Consider the following 21451-nt stretch of genomic DNA (forward strand, 5'->3'; position numbering starts at 1 on the left):
GTAAAAAGGCGGAGCGGCGTCTCGGCCGCTCCGCCAGAGGTGGATCGTGAAGGCTTACTTGCCCTTGATGTCCACGCCGTAGAAGGTGTGGCGTCCGAAGGGCGAGAGCTTGAAGTCGACCACTTCCTTGCGGATGGGCTTCAGCTGCACCGCATGCGCGATGGTGAACCAGGGAGCCTGCTCCTTGAAGATCACCTGCGCCTGCTCATAGAGCTTGGTGCGCGCGGCCACGTCGGTGGTCACCTTGGCCTTGGTCACGAGATCGTCGAAGGGCTTGTAGCAGAACTTCGCGACGTTCGACCCGTTGCCCTGCGCCGAGGCGCAGCCGAGGAGGGTGTGCAGGAAGTTGTCCGGGTCGCCGTTGTCGCCCGTCCAGCCCAGCATGCCCATCTGGTGCTCGCCCGCCTGCATGCGCTTGCGGTACTCGCCCCACTCGAAGCTCTTGATCTCGGCCTTCACGCCGATTTTGGCGAGGTCGGCCTGCATCAGCTCGGCGATGCGCTTCGCATTCGGGTTGTAGGGGCGCTGCACCGGCATGGCCCACAGGTCGGTCTCGAACCCGTTCGGGAAGCCGGCCTCGGCCAGGAGCTTCTTGGCCGCTTCCGGATCGTAAGGATCGTCCTTGATGCTGTCGTTGTACGACCACATGGACGGCGGGATCGGGTTCTTGGCCGGGATGCCGCTGCCGAGATACACCGCTTCGACGATGGCCTTCTTGTTGATGGCCATGTTGAGGGCCTTGCGGACCTTCACGTCGTCGAAGGGCTTCTTCTGGGTGTTGTAGGCGAGGTAGCCGATGTTCAGGCCCGCCTGGGAGAGGATCGTCACGTTCGGATCCTTCTCCATGGCCTGGAGGTCGGCCGGATTCGGATACGGCATGACGTGGCACTCGCCCTTCTGGAGCTTCGCCCAGCGGACCGAGGCGTCCGGGGTGATCGAGAAGACGAGGTCGTCGATCTTGGCCTTGCCGCCGTAATAGTCCGGGAAGGCCTTGTAGCGGATGATGGCGTCCTTCTGGTACTGGACGAGATAGAACGGACCCGTGCCGATCGGCTCCTGGTCGATCTTCTCGGGGGTGCCCGCCTTCAGCATCGCATCGGCGTATTCCTTCGACTGAACGGCCGCGAACTCCATCGCGAGGTCGGCCAGGAAGGGCGCCTCAGGCTGGTTCAGCGTCACCTTGACCGTGTAGTCGTCCACCTTCTCCACGGACTTGAGCAGCTTGGGCATGCCCATGTCGTCGAAGTAGGAATGGTTCGGGCTCGTGACCTTGTAATAGGGATGATCCTGCTTCCACTGGCGCTCGAACATGAACACGATGTCGTCGGCGTTCATGTCGCGGGTCGGCTTGAAGTTCTTGTTGGAGTGCCACTTCACGCCCTTGCGGAGGTGGAAGGTATAGACGAGTCCGTCCGGAGAAATGTCCCATTTCTCGGCGAGGCCGGGCAGAACCTTCGTGCCGCCGCGCTCGAACTCCACGATCCGGCTGTAGATCTGGGTGCTGGCATCGAAGGAGGTGCCGGTGGTGTTGACGCCGGGGTAGAAATTCTCCGGGCTGCCCTCGGAGCAATACACGAGCGTCTTAGCCGACAGCGGAGCGGCCGCCAGGAAGGCCGGAACGCAGACAGCTGCAAGAAGAGCTGATTTCTTCATTATGAAAGTCCTCTGAGACGGCTCTGGATTATGGCCGTTCCGCGACAGAGTTAAGGTGTGAACATCGTTCAATGTCAATCTGTCCCTCCCTGGATTCAAAGGTTTTGGAAAAAATATAGCATTTCGGGCGCGCACGCTCCCCGAATCGGACCGGACGGCGTCAATTTTGCGCGATTCCGACGGCCGATTCCCGGAGACGGCGTCCGTTCGGGCGGAACGAAAGAGGAAATGCGGCCTTCCTTCGGTCGAGGGCGCGTATCTCGTCCAGCGGAAGGGCGCCCCGTCGCGACAGGGCTTTTCCGCTCCGGTCAGGGCCGAGGCTCCTCAGGTTTCCCCGCGATCCTGACCGCTTCGATCACCTTCGAAGCCAGTTCCGAGCGGTTGAAGGGCTTGTGGAGCATCGGGTAGCCCTCGGGCACCCGTTCCGGGTCGGCATAGCCCGTGATGAGGAGCACGCCCAGATCGGACCGGACCTGGCGCGCCTGGGTGGCCAGTTCGAGCCCCGTCATGCCGGGCATGGCGAAGTCCGCGATCAGGAGGTCGATCTGGTCGTCCGCCCGAAGGATGTCGATGCCGGCGACGCCGTCCGACGCCTCGACGACCCGATGTCCCATCTCGTTCAGATAAGCTGCCGTAACGGCCCTCACGTCGGGATCGTCGTCGACGAGGAGAATGCGCACCTTCCGGCTCGGCTCGGTCGTCGAGACTTCTTCGGAGTCCGCCTCGCTGGGGCCCGCCGCCGTCCGGGACAGGTAGAGCTCGACCGTGGTTCCGACCCCGACGGTGCTCTCGATGGTCACCGTTCCGCCGGACTGGCGGGCAAGCCCATAGGCCATCGGAAGACCGAGGCCGGTGCCCTTGCCGACTTCCTTCGTCGTGAAGAAGGGCTCGAGCACACGGTTCAGGATGTCAGGCGGGATGCCCGAGCCCGTGTCGGCCACGGAAATGACCACGTAGTCGCCGGGATCGAGGTCGGGGATCTCGCCCTCGGCGACGGTGCGGTTGCGTGTCGAGAGGGTCAGGGTTCCGTTCTCGGACATGGCGTCGCGCGCGTTGATGCACAGGTTCAGCACCGCCAGTTCGAGCTGGTCGGGGTCGACCATCGCCATCCACAGGTCGTCGGCCAGGTTCTTCTCGACGCGGATCACGCCGCCCAGGGTTCGCATGAGAAGGTCGTTCATGTCCCCGATGACGCGGTTGATGTCGACCGTCTGGAGGCGGAGGTCCCGCTGGCGGCTGAAGCTCAGCAGCCTCTGGGTCAGGGAGGCACCACGCTCCGCTGCATAGATGGCGTTCTTGAGGAGCCGGTTCAGGCGGGGATCGTCGGGCGCCCTGCGGGAAGCGAGATCGAGGCTGCCGAGCACGGCCATGAGCAGGTTGTTGAAGTCGTGCGCCACGCCGCCGGCCAGCGTGCCGAGCGCCTGCATCTTGTCCGCCTGCCGCAGCCGCGTCTCCATCATCTTCCGCTCGGTGATGTCGCGCTCGATCGTGGCGAGAGCCGTCACAGTGCCGGACGGGTCGAGGATCGGGATCTGAGTGACGAAGAACCATTGCGGGGCGCCGTCAGGGCCTTGGCGCTCCTCGATCTGCTCCACGGGGCTGCGGGCCTCGATGGCCCGCCGCTCGGCCTCTGCGATGGCTGCGGCGCGATCCGGCAGGACGAATTCGCTCTCCATGCGCCCGAGGCAGGCCTCCACGCTCAACCCGAGGCTCGCCGCCTTGCTGGAGTTCACACGGACGAAGCGCCCCTCCAGGTCCTTGAAGGAGATCCGCTCCCCGATGCTCTCCATGAGGCCGCGCAGAAGGGCCCGTTCCGTGTTGAGCTCGCGCGTCAGCCGGTGGCGCTCCGAGGCGGAGGCGACCATGCCGGAGAGCGCCGCCGGATCCCATGGCTTCGGGGCATAGGCGGTGATCCGACCTTTGTTGACGGCGCCGATCACGGCCTTGAGGTCCGCATAACCCGTCAGGAGAATGGCCTCCGCATCGCTGTGCTGGCGCGCCTTGGCGAGAAACTCGTCGCCCTGCATCTCCGGCATGCGCTGGTCCGAGATGATCACGGAGATGTCCGGTTCCGCGCGCAGGAGATCGAGCGCCTTGACCGGAGAGGATGCGGTGATGACCCGGTAGTGGTTCTCGAACAGATCCTCGATCGCGACGAGGATATCCGGCTCGTCATCGACGACCAGGATGGTGTCCAGCTTGGAAGTGACGTCGTTCGCCGCGATCATTCGATGTTCTGCCTTGGGATCGTCACGGTGAAACGGGCGCCCCCCGCGGGGTTCTCGTCGACCGTGATCGTTCCCTTGTGGGCCTCGACCACGCTATAGGCGATGGCGAGGCCGAGTCCAGTTCCGGCACCGACCGGTTTCGTGGTGAAGAACGGTTCGAAGATCCGCTCCCGCATCTCCGGAGGGATCCCCGGCCCCGTATCGCTGATCCGGATGGTATAGGTTGTCTCGTCGCTCGATGTTTCAATATCGATGGCGCCGGTTCCGGCGATGGCGTCGGCGGCGTTGCCGATGATGTTCATGACCACCTGGTTCAGAAGGGCCGGAGAGCAGTAGAGGTCCCGGGCGCCCCGATAGTGGCGGCGCACGTCGATCCGGGTGCCGAGCTTGTGGCCCAGGAGCGCCAGGACGGTTTCAATCGACTCGCGCACGTTGACGGTCTGAAAGCCGCCCTCGTCGAGCCGCGAGAACCGCCGCAGGTTCAGGACGAGCTCCTGGATTCGCCCCATGCCGAGCTTCATGGCGCCGACCCTCTCGCGGGCCTTCGCCAGGGAGCGTTCGAGCCCGGGTTCTGCCGGAACCTTGGACGAGATGTCGTTGAGCAGGCGTTCGACCGTGCCCTGGTGGGCCATGATGAAGGCGAGCGGATTGTTGATCTCGTGAGCGATGCCGGCGACGAGTTCGCCGAGGGAGGCCATCTTGGCCGCCTGCACCAGCTTGGCCTGAGTCTCCCTCAGGCGGTGGTTGGCCTGCTCGAGCTCGAAATTGGCCTTTGCCAGGGCGCCGGCGAGGGAGGCGCGCGCCTCGGCCGAGGCCGCCTCCGCCCGGGCGCGTTCCAGGGCAAGCTCGCGCGCCCGCAGCTCGGTCTCTATGCGCCAGTTCTCGTCCTGGAGGAGCTTGCGGCGCACCAGGGCCCGGATCCGCACGCGCATGACGTCGGGCTCGACCGCTACGGGGACCACGTCGTCCGCCCCGGCGGCGAAGATCCGGGACAGCATGTCGCCCCCGTCCTCGTTGCCGAGGCCGACGATGGAGAAGGTCGGAACCTCCATGCCCGGCAGGGGAGCGAGGCCGCGATAGGCGTTGAGCTGCCTGCACAGTTCGATGCCGTCGAAACCCGGGCTGAGGACGTTGACGAGAATGCAGTCCCAGGACGCGCCGGGGCGGCTCACGAGCTTGAGCGCCTCCGAAGGCTCGGGCGCCATCGTTACCTCGTAGCCTTCCCGGCTGAGGAGGTCCCGGAGATAGGTACGGCGAGTCAGGCTGTCGTCCACGACCATCAGGCGGGCCCGCCGGAACGTGCTGAAGCTCGGCGCTTCGCGACCCTCCTGCAGATCGGAGCCGGTGCGGCGGCGCAGAAGGGCCTTGATCCGGAGGATGATCAGGTCCTGCTCGGCGGATTTCGAAATATAGGCGTCCGCTCCGCTCTCCAGCCCCTGCCGCTCCACGGCGCGCTCCCGCGCTTCCGTGAGCATGATGACCGGGATGGCGCGGGTCCTGACGTTCAGGCGCATCTGTCGCGACAGTTCGTCGCCGTTCATCCCCGGCAGGTGGTAGTCGGCGATGACGAGGTCCGGCAGGCCCGCGTTCAGGCTGTCGAGGGCCGCTTCCGCCGTGGGCTGCCAGTCCACGGCGAAGCCGTTGCTTTCGAGCATGTGGCGGAGCTGGAGGGCCTGGGTCTCCGAATCCTCGACCAGGAGAATCCGGGCGGCGGGAGCCGCAGGGCGGGCGCTCATGCGCTCTCTCCTCTGGCGAGGCGCAGGAGGCGCGGAGCGATCAGGTCGAGGGGCAGGCTGACCCGCGCTCCTCCCATTTTGACGGCGGCCGCCGGCATTCCATAGACGACGGCGGTGCTTTCGTGCTCGGCGACAGTGTAGCCTCCCGCTCGGCGAAGGTCCGTGAGTCCCTTGGCGCCGTCCTCTCCCATTCCGGTGAGAAGGACGCCGAGGCCTTTCGCCCCGACCGATTCGGCGATGGATTCGAACATCAGGGTCGCGGATGGCCGCTGCCCCCCTACGGGCGGCGCGGCGCTCAGCCGCAGCGTCCCGCCGGGCGAGAGAAGCAGATGCCGGTCGCCCGGGGCGACATAGACCTTGCCCGCCACAGGCACCTCGTGGTCGCGCGCCAGGCGTGCCTCGAGGGCGATCAGCCCGTCGAGCCAGGAGGCAAACCCCTCCATGAACGGCGCTCCCATGTGCTGGACGAGAAGGATCGGCAGCGGGAAATCGCCTGGAAGGGCGCCCAGGATCTTGGCCAGGGCGGGCGGGCCGCCCGTCGAGGCCGCAATGCCGAGGATCGTGGGACGGGCGATGCCGCGCGTCTCCTCCTTCGCAAGGGAGGGGGGCGGCGTGTCGGGCCGCCAGGCGAAGGACCGCCTCCGCACCACGGGGACCTGGCTCATGATGTAGAGCTGGGTGCAGATCGTCTCGGCAATCCCGTCATACCCCGCGCTCGTCACGCCGACGGGCTTCTCGACCACCGAGAGTGCGCCGGCCCGCAGGGCATTCATGGAGATCTGGAGAGCCGAATCCTCTACGCTGCCCGCGATCACGACGATGGGGGTCGGGCGTTCGGTCATGATCCGGCGCGTGGCCTCCAGGCCGTCCATGCCGGGAAGGCGGATGTCCATGGAAATCACGTCGGGCTGGACGCGGCCGATCTCCTGCAGGGCCTCCTCCGCCGACCCGACGGCAGCCGCCAGGACGAGGCGGGGATCGCGCGCGATGATATGGGCGAGGAGCTGGCGGACGACCAAGGAATCCTCGACGACCATCACGCGCACGCGCGACTGCGAAGAGGGCTTCATAGGAGCTGCCCTATCGTTGCCAGAAGTTCGCGCTGGTCGAACTTCTGCTTGGTGATATAGGCGCTCGCGCCGAGATCGAGGCCTCTGCGCACATCGGCGGGATCGGCCCGCGACGTCATGAGGATGACCGGGACGGCTGCCAGACGGGGGTCCGTCTTGATGGCCTGGAGGAGACCGAACCCGTCCATCCGCGGCATCTCCACATCGGCGATCACCAGATCGACCATGGCCTCGCCGGAGCGCAGCACATTGAGCGCGTCGATGCCGTCGACGCTGAGGAGAACACGGTAACCCTGCGCCTCGAGAATGCTCTTTTCCAGCGTCCGCGTGGTGATGGAATCGTCCACGACGAGGACGGTCGCGCCGTGCTCCTCCGCCTCGGGCTTCCACTCCGCGAGGCCCAGGCCTCCCGCGGCCAGCCGGCCTTCGTGACGAACCCAATGCTCGACGAGAAGCTCCGGGCTCAGGACCAGGGCAGGCAGCTCGTCCTCGAGGAGAACGGTGCCGGACACCGTTTCCCCGAGGCCGATGGCCTGGACTTCGTTCACCAGCATCGTGCGGACATCGTGGAATGCGTTGACGGCCAAGGCGCAGTGGCGGGCTCCATGGCGGACGAGCACCGCCTTGGCATGTCCGGCCTCGATCGGGATAGGCGCATTGGGCGATCCTGTGAGTGCGGCAAGGGCGACGACCGGGACAATAACGTCCTGACCCCGCACATCGATCCTCGCTGCCGGGCGGCCTTCCACACTTTCCAGAGCCCGGGCATTGAGCCGCAGCAGGCGCTCGACTCCGTGGGTCGGAAGCCCGAACATGCGCCCCTCCGCCTCCACCAGGAGGAGGGGCTGGCGCGCCGCCGAGAAGGGCACCGACAGGAGGGCTTCCGTGCCCCAAGGATAGCGGGGGCGCAGCAGGACCGAGCCATGCAGCCGGCGGACGGCTTCCGCCACCACGGACAGGCCCATGCCGCGGCCCGAGAGGCGATCCACGGAGCCGGCCGTCGAGAAGCCGGGCGAGAAGACGAGCGACAGGAGCTGGTCCATCATCGGCGCCGGGTCCCCCGCGGCCCGGGGCTGCAGGAGGCCCCGCTCGACGGCGACCCGCTCGATCCGCGCGAGATCGGGCCCGCGCCCGTCGTCGCGGACGCTCACCGCGAGGCGCCCGTTCCGGGAGGTCAGCTCGAGGACGATCTCGGTCCGCTCCGGCTTGCCTTTGGCCGCGCGCTCGGGCCCATCCTCCGCCCCATGGCTCACCGCGTTGCGGAGGAGGTGCATGACCGGATCCTTGAGCGCCTGGAGCACTTGGCGGTCGGCCTGGATGTCAAGGCCAAGGGTGCGAAAATGGACGTTCCGACCCTCCTCCCTGGCGATCTCCCGCACCATGTGACCGAAGGTGCCGAAGACCGTCTCCGCGGAAACGAGAGACACCCTCTCGATGTTTTCCCGCAGTTGCCGGGCCGCCTGTTCCGTCGCCCAGGCGGAAAGCTTGTGGCTGCGCGCGAGGGACGACAGCTTGCGAAAGAGCCCCTTCAGCTCCTGGTCGAAGTCCCGCAGCCGGGCCGTCGAAGCCTTCCCTCCTGCCGCTTTCGAGGCTCCCGAAAGAAACTGTCTCTGGAGCGCATCCCAGCTGCGCCGCAGGTTGCGAACGTCGAGCTCGACCTGGCGAAGGGATTCCGACATCGCCTCGTCGGCCTGCAGCTCGGCCAGCAATTGGTGCATGGAGCCCGCGAGTTCCTCGACCTGCGCAGCCGCAACGCGCAGATAGGTTCCAGCCCCGGGATCCGAGCCTTGCTCCGCCTTGTCCGGCGCAGCGCCTTTCGCTTCCGTGGGAGCACAATCGGAGGCGCCGGCGCCATCCTCCGTGGACGGCGTGCGCCGGGCCTTCGCCGCCGCAACGGCAGCGGTGCCGGAAGGGTGCTGCGCCTCGGCGACGAGATCCTCGATGGCATCGAGGTTTCCGCGCACGGCGACGACGGTCTCAGGGTCGAGGGACTGACTGCCTTCCAGGATACGGGAGAACAGGGCCTCGAGCTGATGGGCCACCTCCTCCACGGCGGGAAGGTCGACGGCCCGCGCCGCTCCTTTCAGGGAGTGGGCCCGGCGGAAGACGTCCGCCATGTCCAGGGGAGCACCGCTCTCCGCCGCATCGAGCGCCTTGCGGATCGCATGCAGATGCTCCCGGTGTTCCACCTCGAACGCGGCGAGCAGTTGTTTGCGGATATCCGTCACGGCTCGAGCTTTCACTTCCCGGCGGGTCAGATTCTGTACCGCTCCACGAGCGACAGAAGCTGCTGCGAGAGGTCGGAAAGGTTCGCGGCGGCCATGTCGAGCTGGCGGGTCCCGGCCGCAGTCTGCTGGCTCGCCTGCCGGATGTTCTGGAGCGCCCCCATGACCTGCTCGATGCCGAGCTGCTGCTGGTTGGTCGAAGCTACGATCTGCTGGAAGGTCTGCACGCTTTCCTGGACGCGGCTCGAGATCTCGGTGATCGTCTGCTGCGTGGTGTCCGTGCGCTCCTTGCCGGCGGTCACGCGCTTGACCGCTTCTTCGGTGAGCATCACCGAGGCGTTGATGCCGCGCTGGATGTCGCCGAGGATGGAGCGGACCTGTGCGGTCGCGTCCTTCGCCTGATCCGCCAGCACCTTCATCTCGGAGGCGACGACGGCGAAGCTGCGCCCGTTCTCGCCCGCCGCCGCGGCTTCGATGGCGGCATTGAGCGCCAGAAGATGCGTTCTCTCCGAGATATCGTTGACGGACGAGATGATCTCGCCGACGGCCTGCGTCTTCTCGCTCAGGGCGACGATGTTCTCGGCAACGGCCTCCGCCTGCTCGCGGATCGCATCCATGGCGAGCGCCGTGTCGTCGACGGCCTGCAGTCCGGCGATGCTGGTCTGGGCGGTCGCCTGCGCGGAGGCGATGACCTCCTGGGCCCGCTTGCCGATCTGGGCGCCGGCATGCGTTATCTCGTCCACCGTGGCCGCCGTTTCCTGAACCGCGGCGAGCTGCTCCTCGACGCTGGCCGCCTGCTCCTGGGTCGAGGCCCGGATCTCCGCGGCGGCCGCATTCAGGTTCTCGGTCGCCTCACGGCTCTGCCTCGCCAGCTGGCGAAGCCCTTCCACCATTTCGTTCAGCGTGGCGCCGAGGCGTCCGATCTCGTCCTTGCCGGTCATGGCCGTCTGCCCGGCCAGATCGCCCCGTCCGACTCTCTCGACGAACTGCATGAACGCCTGGAGCGGATGGGCGATGGAGGCCCGAAGGGCGTACGTGATGAGGATGCTCAGGAGGGCAACGCCCGCAAGCGCGAGGATGATCGAGATGCGGCTCTGGTCGTAGACCTCCCCGACGCGCCTTTGTCCGACGGCGACGGCCTCTTCGAAGATGCCCCTGACGTTGCTGAGCGTCTTGCTCCATTCCCCTCCATTGCCGTTCAAGGCAGCCTGGGCGGAGAGCACGCCGGCAAGATCGTTGCTCTGGATGGCGCCGAACTGCCGTTCGGTATCGGTCCGCAGCTGACGGAGCCTCGCATTCGCCGTCACGAGAAGCTCGGCGATGCGCCGCCATGCCTCGGCCCGCTCGATGGAGACGGACTGGGCACGATAGCTGTTCGCTGCGGCGATGGCCTGGGACAGGGCGCTTTCCGTGGCGGCGGCGCGCTGGCTCCATTCGGCGATCAGATTGTCGAAGGGGGTCTGCTGCTGGCCGAGCGAACGCAGCAGGAACCGCGAGACGACCTCCTCGCGAAGGTCCTGCATCTCGTTCTCCTGGGCTCCGATCGCCTCGACTTGGCGCATCATCGACAGGTCGCGGGCCACGATCGTCTCCGTCGTCTGGCGGACGTCGTCGAGCTGGTTGAGCGTGTAGATCCCAAGGCCGACCATCAGCGCGACAATGAAGGCGAAGCTGAGGAGGATGCGGTTCGCGATCGATATCGTCACGTCAGACTCCGAAAGCAGGAAGAGACTGCAGGAAAGGGTGAAGGAGGCGGTCCATGTCCAGAAGAGATAGGATTCTTTCCCGGTCCGCAATGTCGGACCGGATTTCCGCATAGCCGGACACAGCCTCCTTCCGGAAGCTGCGCCCTTCCTCGTGGGCAAGGGGCGCGACCGCTTCGACCGCCTGGACGCGGTCGACCCGCAGCGCGATCTTCGGCGAGAAGCGGCGCAGGAGCACCAGGTGGCGGCCGTCCTCCTCGTCCGGGGCGGACGCTATTCCCAGGGCGAGGCCGAGGTCGATGATGCTGAGGAGCTGGCCGTTCCGGCCCAGGAGGCCGGCCAGGGCCGCCGGGCCGCCGGGAACGGGAAGACAGGTCTGGAACGGGAGAACCTCCGCGACCTCGTCGAGGGGGATGCCGAAGTGCTCCTGCCCGGCCTTGCAGACCAGAACGCTCCGGTTCTCCTCTCCAGGCCGGGTGGCGTCCTCGCGGCGTTCCGCGAGCCGGCGCGTTCGCTCGTCGAGAATGCGCCGGGTCCTTTCCTCGGCGGAGAGGATGCCGGTGCGCGTGATCTGCCTGAGCTTGCGCCGCAGGGATTTCGCCATGTCACTCTCCTTTTTCCGGCCGGCTTACGGCCCTGAGGTGCAGGCGGACAAGGCCGCGCATCTCCTCGGCCGTGATCCCATCGGCCTCGTCGAGAACCGTCTCCCCCGGCAGCCCGGACGCGATTCTCCCCGCATTGGCCAGAGACCGCCGGCCCGCTCCACGGCGCCCGTCGGCCACGAGCAGGAGCCCGAGGTGGTAATGGGCCATGGCAAAGCTCTTATCGAGATAGATGCTTCGGCGAAAGGCCTCCTCGGCGGCGGCGGGCTTTTCAAGGGCCTGGGCGATCAATCCCTCGTAAAAGTGCAGCGCCGGGCTGAGGGGCTGGGCCGCAAGGGCTTTCCGACACAGGTCTTCCGCCTCTCGGAACCGGCCTGAATCGGCAAGGGCGCGCACCTCGGCAAGGATGGAGTCGGGGCATCGAGGCAGAGCTGCCGGAGCCTGTCCGGCGACGGGAAACAGGGGGCGGACGGGCCGGGGAGCGGGCTTCCTCTCGGGCGGGCGTCGCGCGGGGCGGGGCAGGGGGGCACAGGAAGGGGGCGTATGGGATGGGAGCGCGAGGAGAGAAGCGATCTCGGAGAACGGCGTTCCTTGCCCTTCGGCCTCCTGCGATCCGCGCCGGTAGGCGACGGTTCCAGGAAGGTTGAGCACCTTCAGGAAGGACGCGAAGGCAGGGTTGGGCTCGGCATGGCCCAGAAGCATCCATCCTCCCTCCCGGAGCGTGTCGCTCAGGGCCCTGACGATCCGGATCGCCGTATCGGGATGAAAGTAGATCAGGACGTTCCGGCACAAAACGAGGTCGAACTCCGTGAACTGCAGCGGCGACGTTCCCTCGAGCAGGCTCAGGAGATTATGGCGCTCGAACCGGACGAGCGACCGGAACTCCTTCCTCAGCCGCAGCCGGTCCCTGTCGCCCGAAGGCTCGAAATATGCGGCCCTGTCCTCGGGCGAGAGGGTCCGCAGGGCCCAGCGGCCGAACTCGGCCTGGCGCGCCGTGTCCAGAAAGGCCTCGTTGATGTCCGATCCGATGATGGCGACGCGCCAGTTCTCCAGATCGTCCCCGAGAAGCTGCTTCAGCAGAATGGCGACCGAATAGGGCTCGGCGCCCGTGGCGCATCCTGCGCTCCAGATCCGCAGGCGCCGGTCGGAGCGGCGGCGCTCGACGATCTCAGGCAGAATTCGCTCGCGCAGGGCCGCGAATTGTTCCGCATAGCGGAAGAAGAAGGTCTCGCCGATGGTGATCTCGGCCTCGAGGCGGGCCCATTCCGCAGGACCGAGCGCCGGATCGTTGAGACGTTCCAGATAATCGATGCTGTCGCGGCAGCCTGTTGCCCGCAGCCGCTTCCGGATGCGCTCCCAGAGGAGGTCGTCCTTGTCGTGGTAGTAGAAATGCCCCGTCCGTTCGATGACCTGGTTCTTCAGGGCAACAAAACCGGCATCGAGATTCAACGGGGCTGCGGGTTTCCCCGCCATCAGGCCGTGACCGCCCATGTGCCGAGACGATTCTGCGCCTGGCGGCTCAGCTCGGCGAGCGCCTGGCGCTCCTCCGCCATGAGGATGCGCTGGGGAGAGAGGAGGGGGATGAGCCGTCCGCCGGTCTCGATCTCAGCCTCGACGCAGCCGTTCAGCGTTCCGCGCTCGTGCACGGGAAAGACTTGCGGGGATGAGATCTCCACCACGTCCTCGACACGGTCCACGAGAAGCGCCGTAGGCAGATCGGCCACAGGGTCGCCGACGAGGATCAGGTGGCGGTAAAGACCGGCCTCGGGCGAGAGCTCCGCCCCTTCGAGGCCGAACAGAACATCGAGCCGGACCACGGGAACGGCGGCGCCGCTCAGGTTGAAGAACCCGGCGACAGGGCGCGGGAGTCCCGGGGGGCGCTGGAGGTGGGGAACGGGCAGCAGCTCCCGCACCGCATCGCGGCGCAGTGCGCATTCCATACCGCATGTATGGAAGAGAACGACTTGCAGTCTTGCCATGGCTCGCGGCTCGAGCGTCGGGAACGGAACCGGGGAGGCCCCCGACGCTCCTATATCGGGCAGATGGGCACGTCCTGCAACGGTTGTACGGGCGGAAATCCGACGATCAGTACTGGCGGATCTGCCCGGTGATCTCCATGATCGCGTTGAGCCCGACGCTGGCCTCGTCCGAATAACCCGTCTGCTGGACCGCCCGGAAGACCCTTGCTGCGTCGTCGTAGCGCCCGAGCTTGAAATAGGACCAGCCGCGCAGCAGCATGAGGTCGTTCTGCTCGGGGACGATGCGGGCACGCTCGCCCAGGATCAGGATGACGTCGACCCATCGCCCGTCGCGGTAGGCAGCGACCGCGCGCTGGGAGAGAATGGCGGCGCTCAGCTCGGTTCTGCGCGTCAGGGACTGGGGCGCCTGCGCCGCCGCGACCGCGGCCTCTCCCGTCAGGTCCTTGCGCAGGTAGGCGAGCGCCTTGCCGTAGGCCGCATCTTCCCGTGTCGTCGGATTTCCCACCCTCAGGGCCTGATCGAAGGCGGCGGCCGCCTCGAGCGGGCGGTTCAGCTCCATCAGGCACCATCCGAGGTTGAGGGCCGCGGGCGCGGACAGGGTGCTCGGATCGCGCGTTGCCGTGCAGGTCCGGCGCGCATTTGCCGGGTTGACGGCGCGACGACTGCTCTGGATCTGGCGTTCCTGCTGCGCCACGATTCGGTCGTAGGCGGCCATGCGCGTTTCCTCGACCCGGCGCGCCCTTTCCGGCGGCGGCCCGGGAGACGGGACTGTCCGCTCGACGGCGGTCGTGCGCGCGGGCAGGGGCTCGGGTTCGGGTGGCGACAAGGCCTGCGGCGCGGTTTGGCCCGTGCGGGGGCGTGCGATTCCATCCGCCAGGTCCGCGATCCGCTGAGAGCGCGAGCGCCATTGCGACACGATCGCGCTGAATCGGGCCCGGTCGTTCAGCCGCTGGCTCACGAGCGCGATGCCATAGGCGGACGGCTCGTCGTCCGCTTTCCAGCCCAGGGCTTCCTCGAACCATTCCCGCGCGGTTCGGAACTGTTCGGTGTTGTAGGAATACCAGCCGAGCGCCTGGGCGCCGTTCGCGGAACGGGCTTTCGTAACTGCCGGAACGATGCGGGCGACGACCTTCGGATCGAGGCGGAGCGGCGGATCCTGGCTCAACAGGGCCGTCGCGATGTCGAGGTACACCTGCATGTTCTCGGGAGCCTTGTCCCGCCACTCGTAGGCGAAGGCTTCCGCTTCCACCAGGCGGTTGAGGTCGCGCAGGGCAAGGGCATATCCCTCGGCGGCCTTTTCGCCGCCGCCGCGGTCGAGCGCCGTCTTGAACCAGTTCAGCGCCTTCTCGGGATTCTTGTGGTGGTAGTTGTAGTAGCCGAGCAGGATGGCATTGCCGGGCTCGGTCTCGCCCTCCGCCAGACGCTCCACAACGGCGAGATTCTCCGCCGATGCGGTGAGTTTGCCGTCGGTGGCGGCCTTGGCCACGCGCCTGCGCGCCAGCTCGTCGCGGATGGAGCCGAAGTCGTCCGGGTGATCGCCGCCCTTGCGCTCGTACCTGAGCAGGTCCGTGACCTGCGCCTCATCGAGAAGCGCAAGGGCCTTCTGCAGGGTACCCAGGCGCTCGGCCGGATTGGCGCAGTTGCTCAGGATGTAGGTATAGACGTCGCGCGTCCGGTTGGGCTGGTTCGTCTTGGCGAATGCCTCGGCCACGCGCCAAAGCGAATCGACGTTCGCGCAGGTCAGCAGGGACGGCGTTTCGGTCGCGATCGAGAGGACCGTGCGCCACTGGCCGTTGTCGGATGCATTCACGAGGCGCTTCCGCGCTTCGGCCACGTCGAGCGCGGCGAGGAGGTCCTGCGGAGGTTTCCATTGCGGATCCGCCGCCTGGCGTGCGGCGATGGCGGCGCGTGCCTCGCTGAAGCGGTTCTCCGTGTAGAGGCTCCAGAGGCGATCCACCTCCGGATCGTTCACGGCGCCGCCGCCGCCGACCAGCTGCGACAGGTCCGCAGGCGGCGTCCAATCCGGGTAGAGCGCCCGCAGCCTTGCGATTTCCGCGTCGACCCGGCGGGTATCGCCCTGGGAGGCGAAGTAGCGCAGCGCGGATTCATCCACCTCCCGGCGGGGTGGCGGGGGCGAGCCTGCGTCCGTCTTCTGCGCGGACGAGGGCGAGCCGGACTGCTGCGCCAGCGCCGCGAAGGCGAGGCCCACCACCAGAAGCGCCATCATGCCGCGGGTTAAAGGCATTGCGGGTATTTTTCACCGATCAACGACATCGACAGCAGGTACAGACTCGCCGGATAGTAGAATTGCGGCTCGAAGGTCTTCAGGGACTCCGGGACCTTCGTTCCGTCCAGCGCGCAGGCGAGAAGGGCAGACAGAGCGACATAGCCTTGGTCCGTCAGGCGCTCCCGGATCTCTCCCGTCACGACATTGACGACGGCGACCCCTTCCTGGTCCACGATCCAGCGCTGCCTGAGCGTCTTCAGCCAGTCCACGTCGGCCATTCCCGCCCTCAACAAGTAAAGCGGTATCCTTAACGAGTTGTAACCGAATTCGGGATCGAACCCTTCGGCCGTGCGAGGCAGCATGCGGTTTCGAATGGACAGCCAGTCCGCAGGAAGATGGGTCTTGCCTGCCGTGGCCTGCTGGAGCAGGACGAGACCCTCCCGCCAGACGCCGCTCCAGTCGTATTCCGGCGCCAGGGTCGCCAGAGCCGGAAAGGCCTCGAAGACCCAGTAGGACAGATTCACCACCGGGCCATCCCTGCGATCCGCCTGACTGAAGCCTTTGACCCCCGGCAGCAGGAAGGGAAAGCCGCCGTTCTTCGCGATCGTCGCCTTGCCGATCGCCCGTGCGAGCTTCTGCGCGGCCTGGGTGTAGCGGGAATCCTGCCAGGCTGCGCCGGCTTTCGCCAGCGCATAGGCGATCAGGATGTCTCCGTCCGTCGCGTTGTTGCGATCCGTCACATGGGGCGTTGCGGCGGGATCCCATTTCCATACGGCGAGCCCATCGTCCCGGATCAGGAACTCCGTGTAGGTGAAGGTCCAGATCTTCTCGAAGGTCGCGCGGTCTCCCGCGGCAAAGGCCAGGAGCAGGCCGTAGCCCTGTCCTTCGCTGTGGCTGATGTTGCCGTTCGTGTTGTCGACCACCCGGCCCGGCTCTTCGACGAACCGGGTGCGGTAGGCATCCCAGAGGGACGAAGAGACGAAACCCGAGATCTTGAGCTGCTCCACGGCCGCGCTCCGGGCAGAAGGGACGAGGCCCAGAATCAGGACGAGCGCCAGTGCGGGGCCAAGCAGCCGATAGGCACAGCCGTGCATGAACTTTCTCATCGATCGCGGCCCAGTCGGTTCAAGAGGAGATAGGTCGCAGCTCCAAGCAGGGTACAGCACGCCACCAGCAGAAGCGCGTACTGAAGGATGTTGATGGACATCCAGTTCGCAGCGACGAGGCGCAGGTTCATGAACGAGAGCGGCTGGGTCGGAAAGAAAGTGTAGCTGTCGACCGGCGCGATCTCGAGCTTGTCTTCCACCGGATCGAGGGCGACCGCCCGCCCGGAAACCTGGGTCCAGACCATGGGGTGGGTCAGCCGGATCATCTCTTCCGCAAGGGCTTCCTCCGTACGGGCCGTGATCAGCGTCCGGGTCCCGGGTCCTTCCGCGCGGCTCTGCGCAAGGAGGAGCACCGCGCGCTGCGGCGGCTCGTAGGGACGGTCCTTCCTGTCCTCCAGGGTCAGCTTCGCCAGAGAGAGATTGAACGTGCTCTCCATCCAGTCCGTGAAGGATTCCAGGGTCTGCTGCAGGACCCCCCGGCGTTGCAGGGTTTCCGCCCAGCGGCGGCGGATCTCGTCGGTGGAGGGCGGCTCGGCCTGATCGGCTGTGCCGCGCGCTGCCGGCGCGGCGGATGCCGTTCTCAGAGGAGAGCGGCTCGGAGCGTCCGGCCGTGCAGCGGTCGGATAGGTCCAGTTCGGGGCCGGTCCGGGCTGCCAGACATTGCGCAGGTTATCGGAGACGTTGACCCGCGAGAGCAGCCCCGAAGGCAACTGGTCCATGGCGCCTACGTGGATCGCCGAAACGTCGCCGGCGCTCGCGGCATTGACGAAATAGGCTCGCACGGGGGCATTTGCGTCGCGCGCCATGCGTGCGAGGAGCGTTCCCGCAGCCGAGTAGTTCAACGCATCCTGACGTGCAAGAACGACGGCCGCCGGCATGTCTCCAGAAGGAAAGCCGCCGGTGCTCAGGGTCGAAAGATCCGGCATCCTGCCGATGCGCCCGAAGGTTGGGATGTAGAGAGAGGTCGAGTCGAAAAGGGCGAAACGGCTCGTTTCCGATAGCGTCTCGCCCGGGACGCAGCGTTCGTCCGCGGCGGTCAGGAGGATCGTCTCGAAGGTGAAGTGGTTGAGACCCGGCTTGAAATTCCGCATCGGGATGCGGATCGGATGACGGCGGAAAATGTTGCCCCGCGACGTAATGGTCATCGTCGCGCTGATCCGGTCGTTCACATAGATGTCGATGCGGCTCCCGGGTTGAACCGCGGTCGAATGGGCTGCATCCAGGTAGAGGGTGGCCTCGCCGTAGTCGGTGGCATAGAAATCGGAGGGAAGGTTGATGGTGAACCGCGCCCTGAACCGGCGTCCGGAGAACTCCTGAGTCGGAATTCCGAGGTCCGAGAAGCGGAGCTGGCGCCCTCCCAGCACCGTCGGCGCCTCGGGCCAGAGCCACGAAGCCGTGTCGACCGTGCCGCGCTCGCTGGCGTTGCCGCTGGCAAAGCCTTGGCCGCCGACGATGTTGATGGCGCTGTCCAGATCGTTCCAGGTCGGGCCGGAGACGAGCAGATAGGGAGCCGTGGAACCTGGATCCTGCATCATGAGAGCAAGCGGCTGGATCGTTGCTGCGTCGGGTACGGCCGCCGTGATTCCGCGCAGCTCCCCTGCGATTCCCATGACGACCTTGAGGGTGCCGACCGGCGAGGGGCCAGGATCCGTCTCCAGAACCTGGATGACGGGATGCGCATAGCGGCCGCGCAGGGCGACGAACTGGGCCAGACGCAGCAGGCGGTCGCGAATTTCCGGACGATAGATGCGCGGAGCGATCATGCGGATCGTCGTGACCCCGAAAGCGTCGAGGCCGATGGCGGGGAGGTCCTCCAGGCTGCGGATCGTCCGCGGCGCACCCTCGGCGAACATGATGCTCGTGGATGCGGAGTCGAGCTCCGTCCACAATTCATAGGTCGCCTTGATGGTACAGTCGGTCCGATGGCGCTGCGTTGCATCCATGCGGATGAGGTTCTGCCCGGTCCTGAGGAGCCCCTGGCGAATGGGAACGACGACACGCTTGATTCCCTGCGAGGAGACAATCGGGATCTCGGTCAACGTTTCGCCGTTGATGACGATCCTGAGATGGGATGCCTCCGGCATGACCACGACGGCGTTCTTGTAGCCGATGGACAAACTCGATCCGCTCGCCGCTTCGTCCTGCGTCAGAAAGAACGCCCAGCTGCGCGAATCCGTTTCGCCCTCGAAGCGGATGGTGCTGAACGGCAGCAGGGGACGTGTCGTGCCCCGCGTAGGCGCGGAGATGCCTCGGGGCGTGGCCTGGACGGCAGGCCGACCGATCGCGCCGGGGTTCAGGAGCGCTCCGGCACCGGAGGGCGACGTGCCTGCCTGCGCCGGCGGACGGGCATTCTGGGGCGACATCTCGAATGGCGCCGGAGAGCCCTGGCCCTGCGCGGGAGGGCGGGTGGCAGGTTCCGCCGCGGGCGGCTGGGTTCGCATGTCGAAGGGGGCGGCGGAGGGTGCTGCCGGCGCGGACGGCTGCGGGGGGGCAGGAGAAGCGGGCGGCGCCCCCGTGCCGCTCGGCGCGGCACTTGGCTTGTCCGGCGTCATGCTGAACGGCGCCGGTTGGGCGAAGGCCGGACCGGCTGCAAGCGCGACGAGGAGGAGAAGAAAGATCGGGAGCGTGCGCACGTCCGCCTCTACTTTGCCACGGGCGCCGGTCCGGCGGCAGGCGACACGGAATCCGTCCCCTGCTCGGGGGTTCCGAGCTTCTGAAGTCCAAGGAGATAGGCGAGGCCGCGCCCCGTCTGGTAGGCCGCGACCGAGAAGAACCAGATGGTGCCGCGCAGAATGCCGATATCCTGATGCCGGCGCTTCTGGAATTCGCTCCATTGATCCGCATTGGCGAAGACGAGATCGGCGATCAGGCGGTGGTGCTCGGGCGTCTCGGTCAGGAAGCGGCAGCCGATCAGAACTCCCTTCTCGTCCATGCTCATCTTCCGGACCTCCATCGGCAGCTGATTGAGGGGCAGATCGGAATAGGGCGTGAACTCGAGGGTCCCGAGAGCTCCCTTCTTGAGGCCCGGGAGAGCCGATTGTGACAGGCGCAGGCTGATGCCGCCCACCGATACGTCGCGAATCGTCGCGTCGACGATCTTGTCGCCCATGATGAAGCGGCATTGACGCTGGACGCGGACGCGATGGCTCTGCCGCCGCGTCCCACGCTCGGAGACGACCCCTAGCGCGCAGCCTGCGATGATCAGGTTGAGAAGATTCCACGCCCCCGTCACCAGGGTGACGTCGGCCTTGTAGGGCTCGGCCCACAGCCTCACCACCGTCGCGACGACACCGAGAACGAGCAGGCCGAAGATGATGAAAAAGGGCGCGCCCAGTTCCGAGACGCGGCTCTGGCTCATGGACTCGTTCTTCGCGGTGACCTTGAAGGTAGGCTTGCTGGGATTGGCGATGACCGACAGGACGGCGGGAAGGAGATAGACCGTCTGGATGAATTCATACAGATCCGAGATCCACGGCCAGCGGTAACGACCGTAGAGGTAGTTCTGCATCATGAAGTTCACCATCATGTAGGTCGAGGTATAGGCGAGGAACTCGCCCCCCGATGCGGTGAAGATTTCAAGAGAGAAGAAGAGATAGCAGAGCGGCGATACCAGGAAGCAGAACCTTGTGAAGGGGAAGAGCCAGAACATCATGCTCGACGTGTAGCAAAGGCGCTGGGCGAGCGTGAGGCCGCGCTTGAAGGGCGGGAAGCGGTAACGCATGATCTGGATCATGCCTTGCGCCCAGCGGGACCGCTGGCCGATGAAGCTGGCGAAGGTATCGGGCTGAAGCCCGGCGATCAGGGGCTTGTCGACATAGATGCTCTTCCAGCCGCGGGCGTGCAGTTCGAGCGCGGTTTCGCAGTCCTCGGTGATGCTGATGCCGCTGAACCCGTTCGTTTCGAGCAGCGCCTCGCGGCGGAGCAGGGCTGCGGATCCGCAGAAGAAGGCGCCGTTCCACCGATCCAGGCCCCGCTGGATGATGCCGTAGAACATTTCGTTCTCCGACGGCATCGTTTCGAACGTTCCGAGGTTGCGTTCGAGCGGATCCGGGTTGATGAAGAAATGCGGCGTCTGCACGAGAAAGAGGTTCTTTTCCGTGCTGAAGTACCCGACCGTTTCCTCCAGGAAGCTGCGGGCCGGCGCATGATCCGCATCGAAGACCGCGACGAGGTCGCCGGTCGAATGCTCGAGCCCGTTGTTCAGGTTTCCCGCCTTGGCGTGCAGGTTCTTCGCCCGGGTCAGATACTTCACGTCGAGAGCGGCGCAGAGGGCCTGGAGCTCCGCCCGCCGCGCCCGTGCCTCCTCCGCCTGGGCCTTGTCGGTCGATTGGCATTTCTGGTCGGTTCCGCCGTCGTCGAGAAGCCAGACCGTCAGCTTGTCGGCCGGGTAGTTCATGGCCTTCGCGGCCGCGAGCGTGGAGGCGAGGAGGCTGGCGCTCTCGTTGTAGGAGGGGACGAAAACGTCGACGGAGGGAAGGTTTTCCTCGTCGAGGCGCGGAGGGCGGCGGGAGGGCAGGGGACTCGACACCACGAACAGGCTGAGAAACAGCATGACGACGCAGAGCATCTCCGCGACGTAGAGCAGCAGGGCCGGAATGTAGTTCGTCAGCTCGGTGATGGGCGGGAGAGTGCTCGTCGTCCGCCAGAACACGTAACGCAGGACGATCGCCGTTCCGAGGGCGAGGGCGATGAGCCGCCAGACACCCTGCGCTCGAAAGAACTTCAGCACGATCATGCAGGAAACGACGACGAGTCCTGCGATGAGATGCGCCTGAAGACTGATCGGCAAGGCAACCAGCAAGAGGATCAAAGTAGCCGCCACGGCCCAAAAGGCTACAATCAGACCCTTCTTCATCGGTTTATCGATCTCTTGTGTGGTTTCTCTACGTCACGCGGTACGCATAATCTAAGCAGGCAAAGGG

Annotated in this window: 13 protein-coding genes; all 13 read right to left on the reverse strand. The window is 66.2% G+C overall.

What is annotated here, in order from left to right:
- Window positions 1-54: 54 nt before the first annotated feature.
- The 13 genes from GDR74_RS03065 to bcsA all read right to left on the reverse strand — a co-directional run bounded on the left by GDR74_RS03065 (window position 55) and on the right by bcsA (window position 21384).
- Window positions 55-1653 (reverse strand): ABC transporter substrate-binding protein, encoded by a 1599-nt coding sequence (locus tag GDR74_RS03065; RefSeq protein ID WP_152584929.1) that lies wholly within the window; start codon window positions 1651-1653, stop codon window positions 55-57.
- A gap of 308 nt (window positions 1654-1961) precedes the next feature.
- Window positions 1962-3881, reverse strand: a complete 1920-nt coding sequence (locus GDR74_RS03070) for a response regulator (protein WP_152584930.1) — start codon at window positions 3879-3881, stop codon at window positions 1962-1964.
- Window positions 3878-5617, reverse strand: a complete 1740-nt coding sequence (locus GDR74_RS03075) for a response regulator (protein WP_152584931.1) — start codon at window positions 5615-5617, stop codon at window positions 3878-3880. The genes GDR74_RS03070 and GDR74_RS03075 overlap by 4 nt, the downstream gene beginning before the upstream one ends.
- The gene (gene cheB, locus GDR74_RS03080) at window positions 5614-6687 is read right to left on the reverse strand and encodes a chemotaxis-specific protein-glutamate methyltransferase CheB (protein WP_152584932.1); all 1074 of its coding nucleotides are present in this window, start codon (window positions 6685-6687) and stop codon (window positions 5614-5616) included. Before cheB ends, GDR74_RS03075 begins: the two co-directional genes overlap by 4 nt.
- Window positions 6684-8915, reverse strand: coding sequence for a hybrid sensor histidine kinase/response regulator (locus tag GDR74_RS03085; protein ID WP_152584933.1), 2232 nt, complete (start codon window positions 8913-8915; stop codon window positions 6684-6686). The genes cheB and GDR74_RS03085 overlap by 4 nt, the downstream gene beginning before the upstream one ends.
- Window positions 8916-8941: 26 nt before the next feature.
- The gene (locus tag GDR74_RS03090; RefSeq protein WP_246179831.1) at window positions 8942-10618 is read right to left on the reverse strand and encodes a methyl-accepting chemotaxis protein; all 1677 of its coding nucleotides are present in this window, start codon (window positions 10616-10618) and stop codon (window positions 8942-8944) included.
- A 1-nt stretch (window position 10619) separates the two neighbouring features.
- The gene (locus GDR74_RS03095; protein WP_152584935.1) at window positions 10620-11219 is read right to left on the reverse strand and encodes a chemotaxis protein CheW; all 600 of its coding nucleotides are present in this window, start codon (window positions 11217-11219) and stop codon (window positions 10620-10622) included.
- A gap of 1 nt (window position 11220) precedes the next feature.
- Window positions 11221-12708, reverse strand: coding sequence for a CheR family methyltransferase (locus GDR74_RS03100; RefSeq protein WP_246179832.1), 1488 nt, complete (start codon window positions 12706-12708; stop codon window positions 11221-11223).
- Complete coding sequence (locus GDR74_RS03105) at window positions 12690-13196, reverse strand: chemotaxis protein CheW (protein WP_152584936.1); 507 nt, start codon at window positions 13194-13196, stop codon at window positions 12690-12692. The genes GDR74_RS03100 and GDR74_RS03105 overlap by 19 nt, the downstream gene beginning before the upstream one ends.
- A gap of 106 nt (window positions 13197-13302) precedes the next feature.
- Entirely contained in the window at window positions 13303-15441 is a 2139-nt protein-coding gene (locus tag GDR74_RS03110) for a tetratricopeptide repeat protein (protein ID WP_152584937.1), read from the reverse strand.
- Entirely contained in the window at window positions 15432-16517 is a 1086-nt protein-coding gene (locus GDR74_RS03115) for a family 8 glycosyl hydrolase (protein WP_152584938.1), read from the reverse strand. Before GDR74_RS03115 ends, GDR74_RS03110 begins: the two co-directional genes overlap by 10 nt.
- A gap of 8 nt (window positions 16518-16525) precedes the next feature.
- Window positions 16526-19162 carry a cellulose biosynthesis cyclic di-GMP-binding regulatory protein BcsB gene (locus GDR74_RS03120; protein WP_152584939.1) on the reverse strand — a complete coding sequence of 879 codons (2637 nt, stop codon included), beginning with the start codon at window positions 19160-19162 and terminating at the stop codon, window positions 16526-16528.
- An 8-nt stretch (window positions 19163-19170) separates the two neighbouring features.
- Window positions 19171-21384 (reverse strand): UDP-forming cellulose synthase catalytic subunit, encoded by a 2214-nt coding sequence (gene bcsA, locus GDR74_RS03125; RefSeq protein ID WP_152584940.1) that lies wholly within the window; start codon window positions 21382-21384, stop codon window positions 19171-19173.
- Between the last annotated feature and the right edge of the window lie 67 nt (window positions 21385-21451).

This window comes from Microvirga thermotolerans, assembly GCF_009363855.1.
Classification (GTDB): Bacteria; Pseudomonadota; Alphaproteobacteria; order Rhizobiales; family Beijerinckiaceae; genus Microvirga; species Microvirga thermotolerans.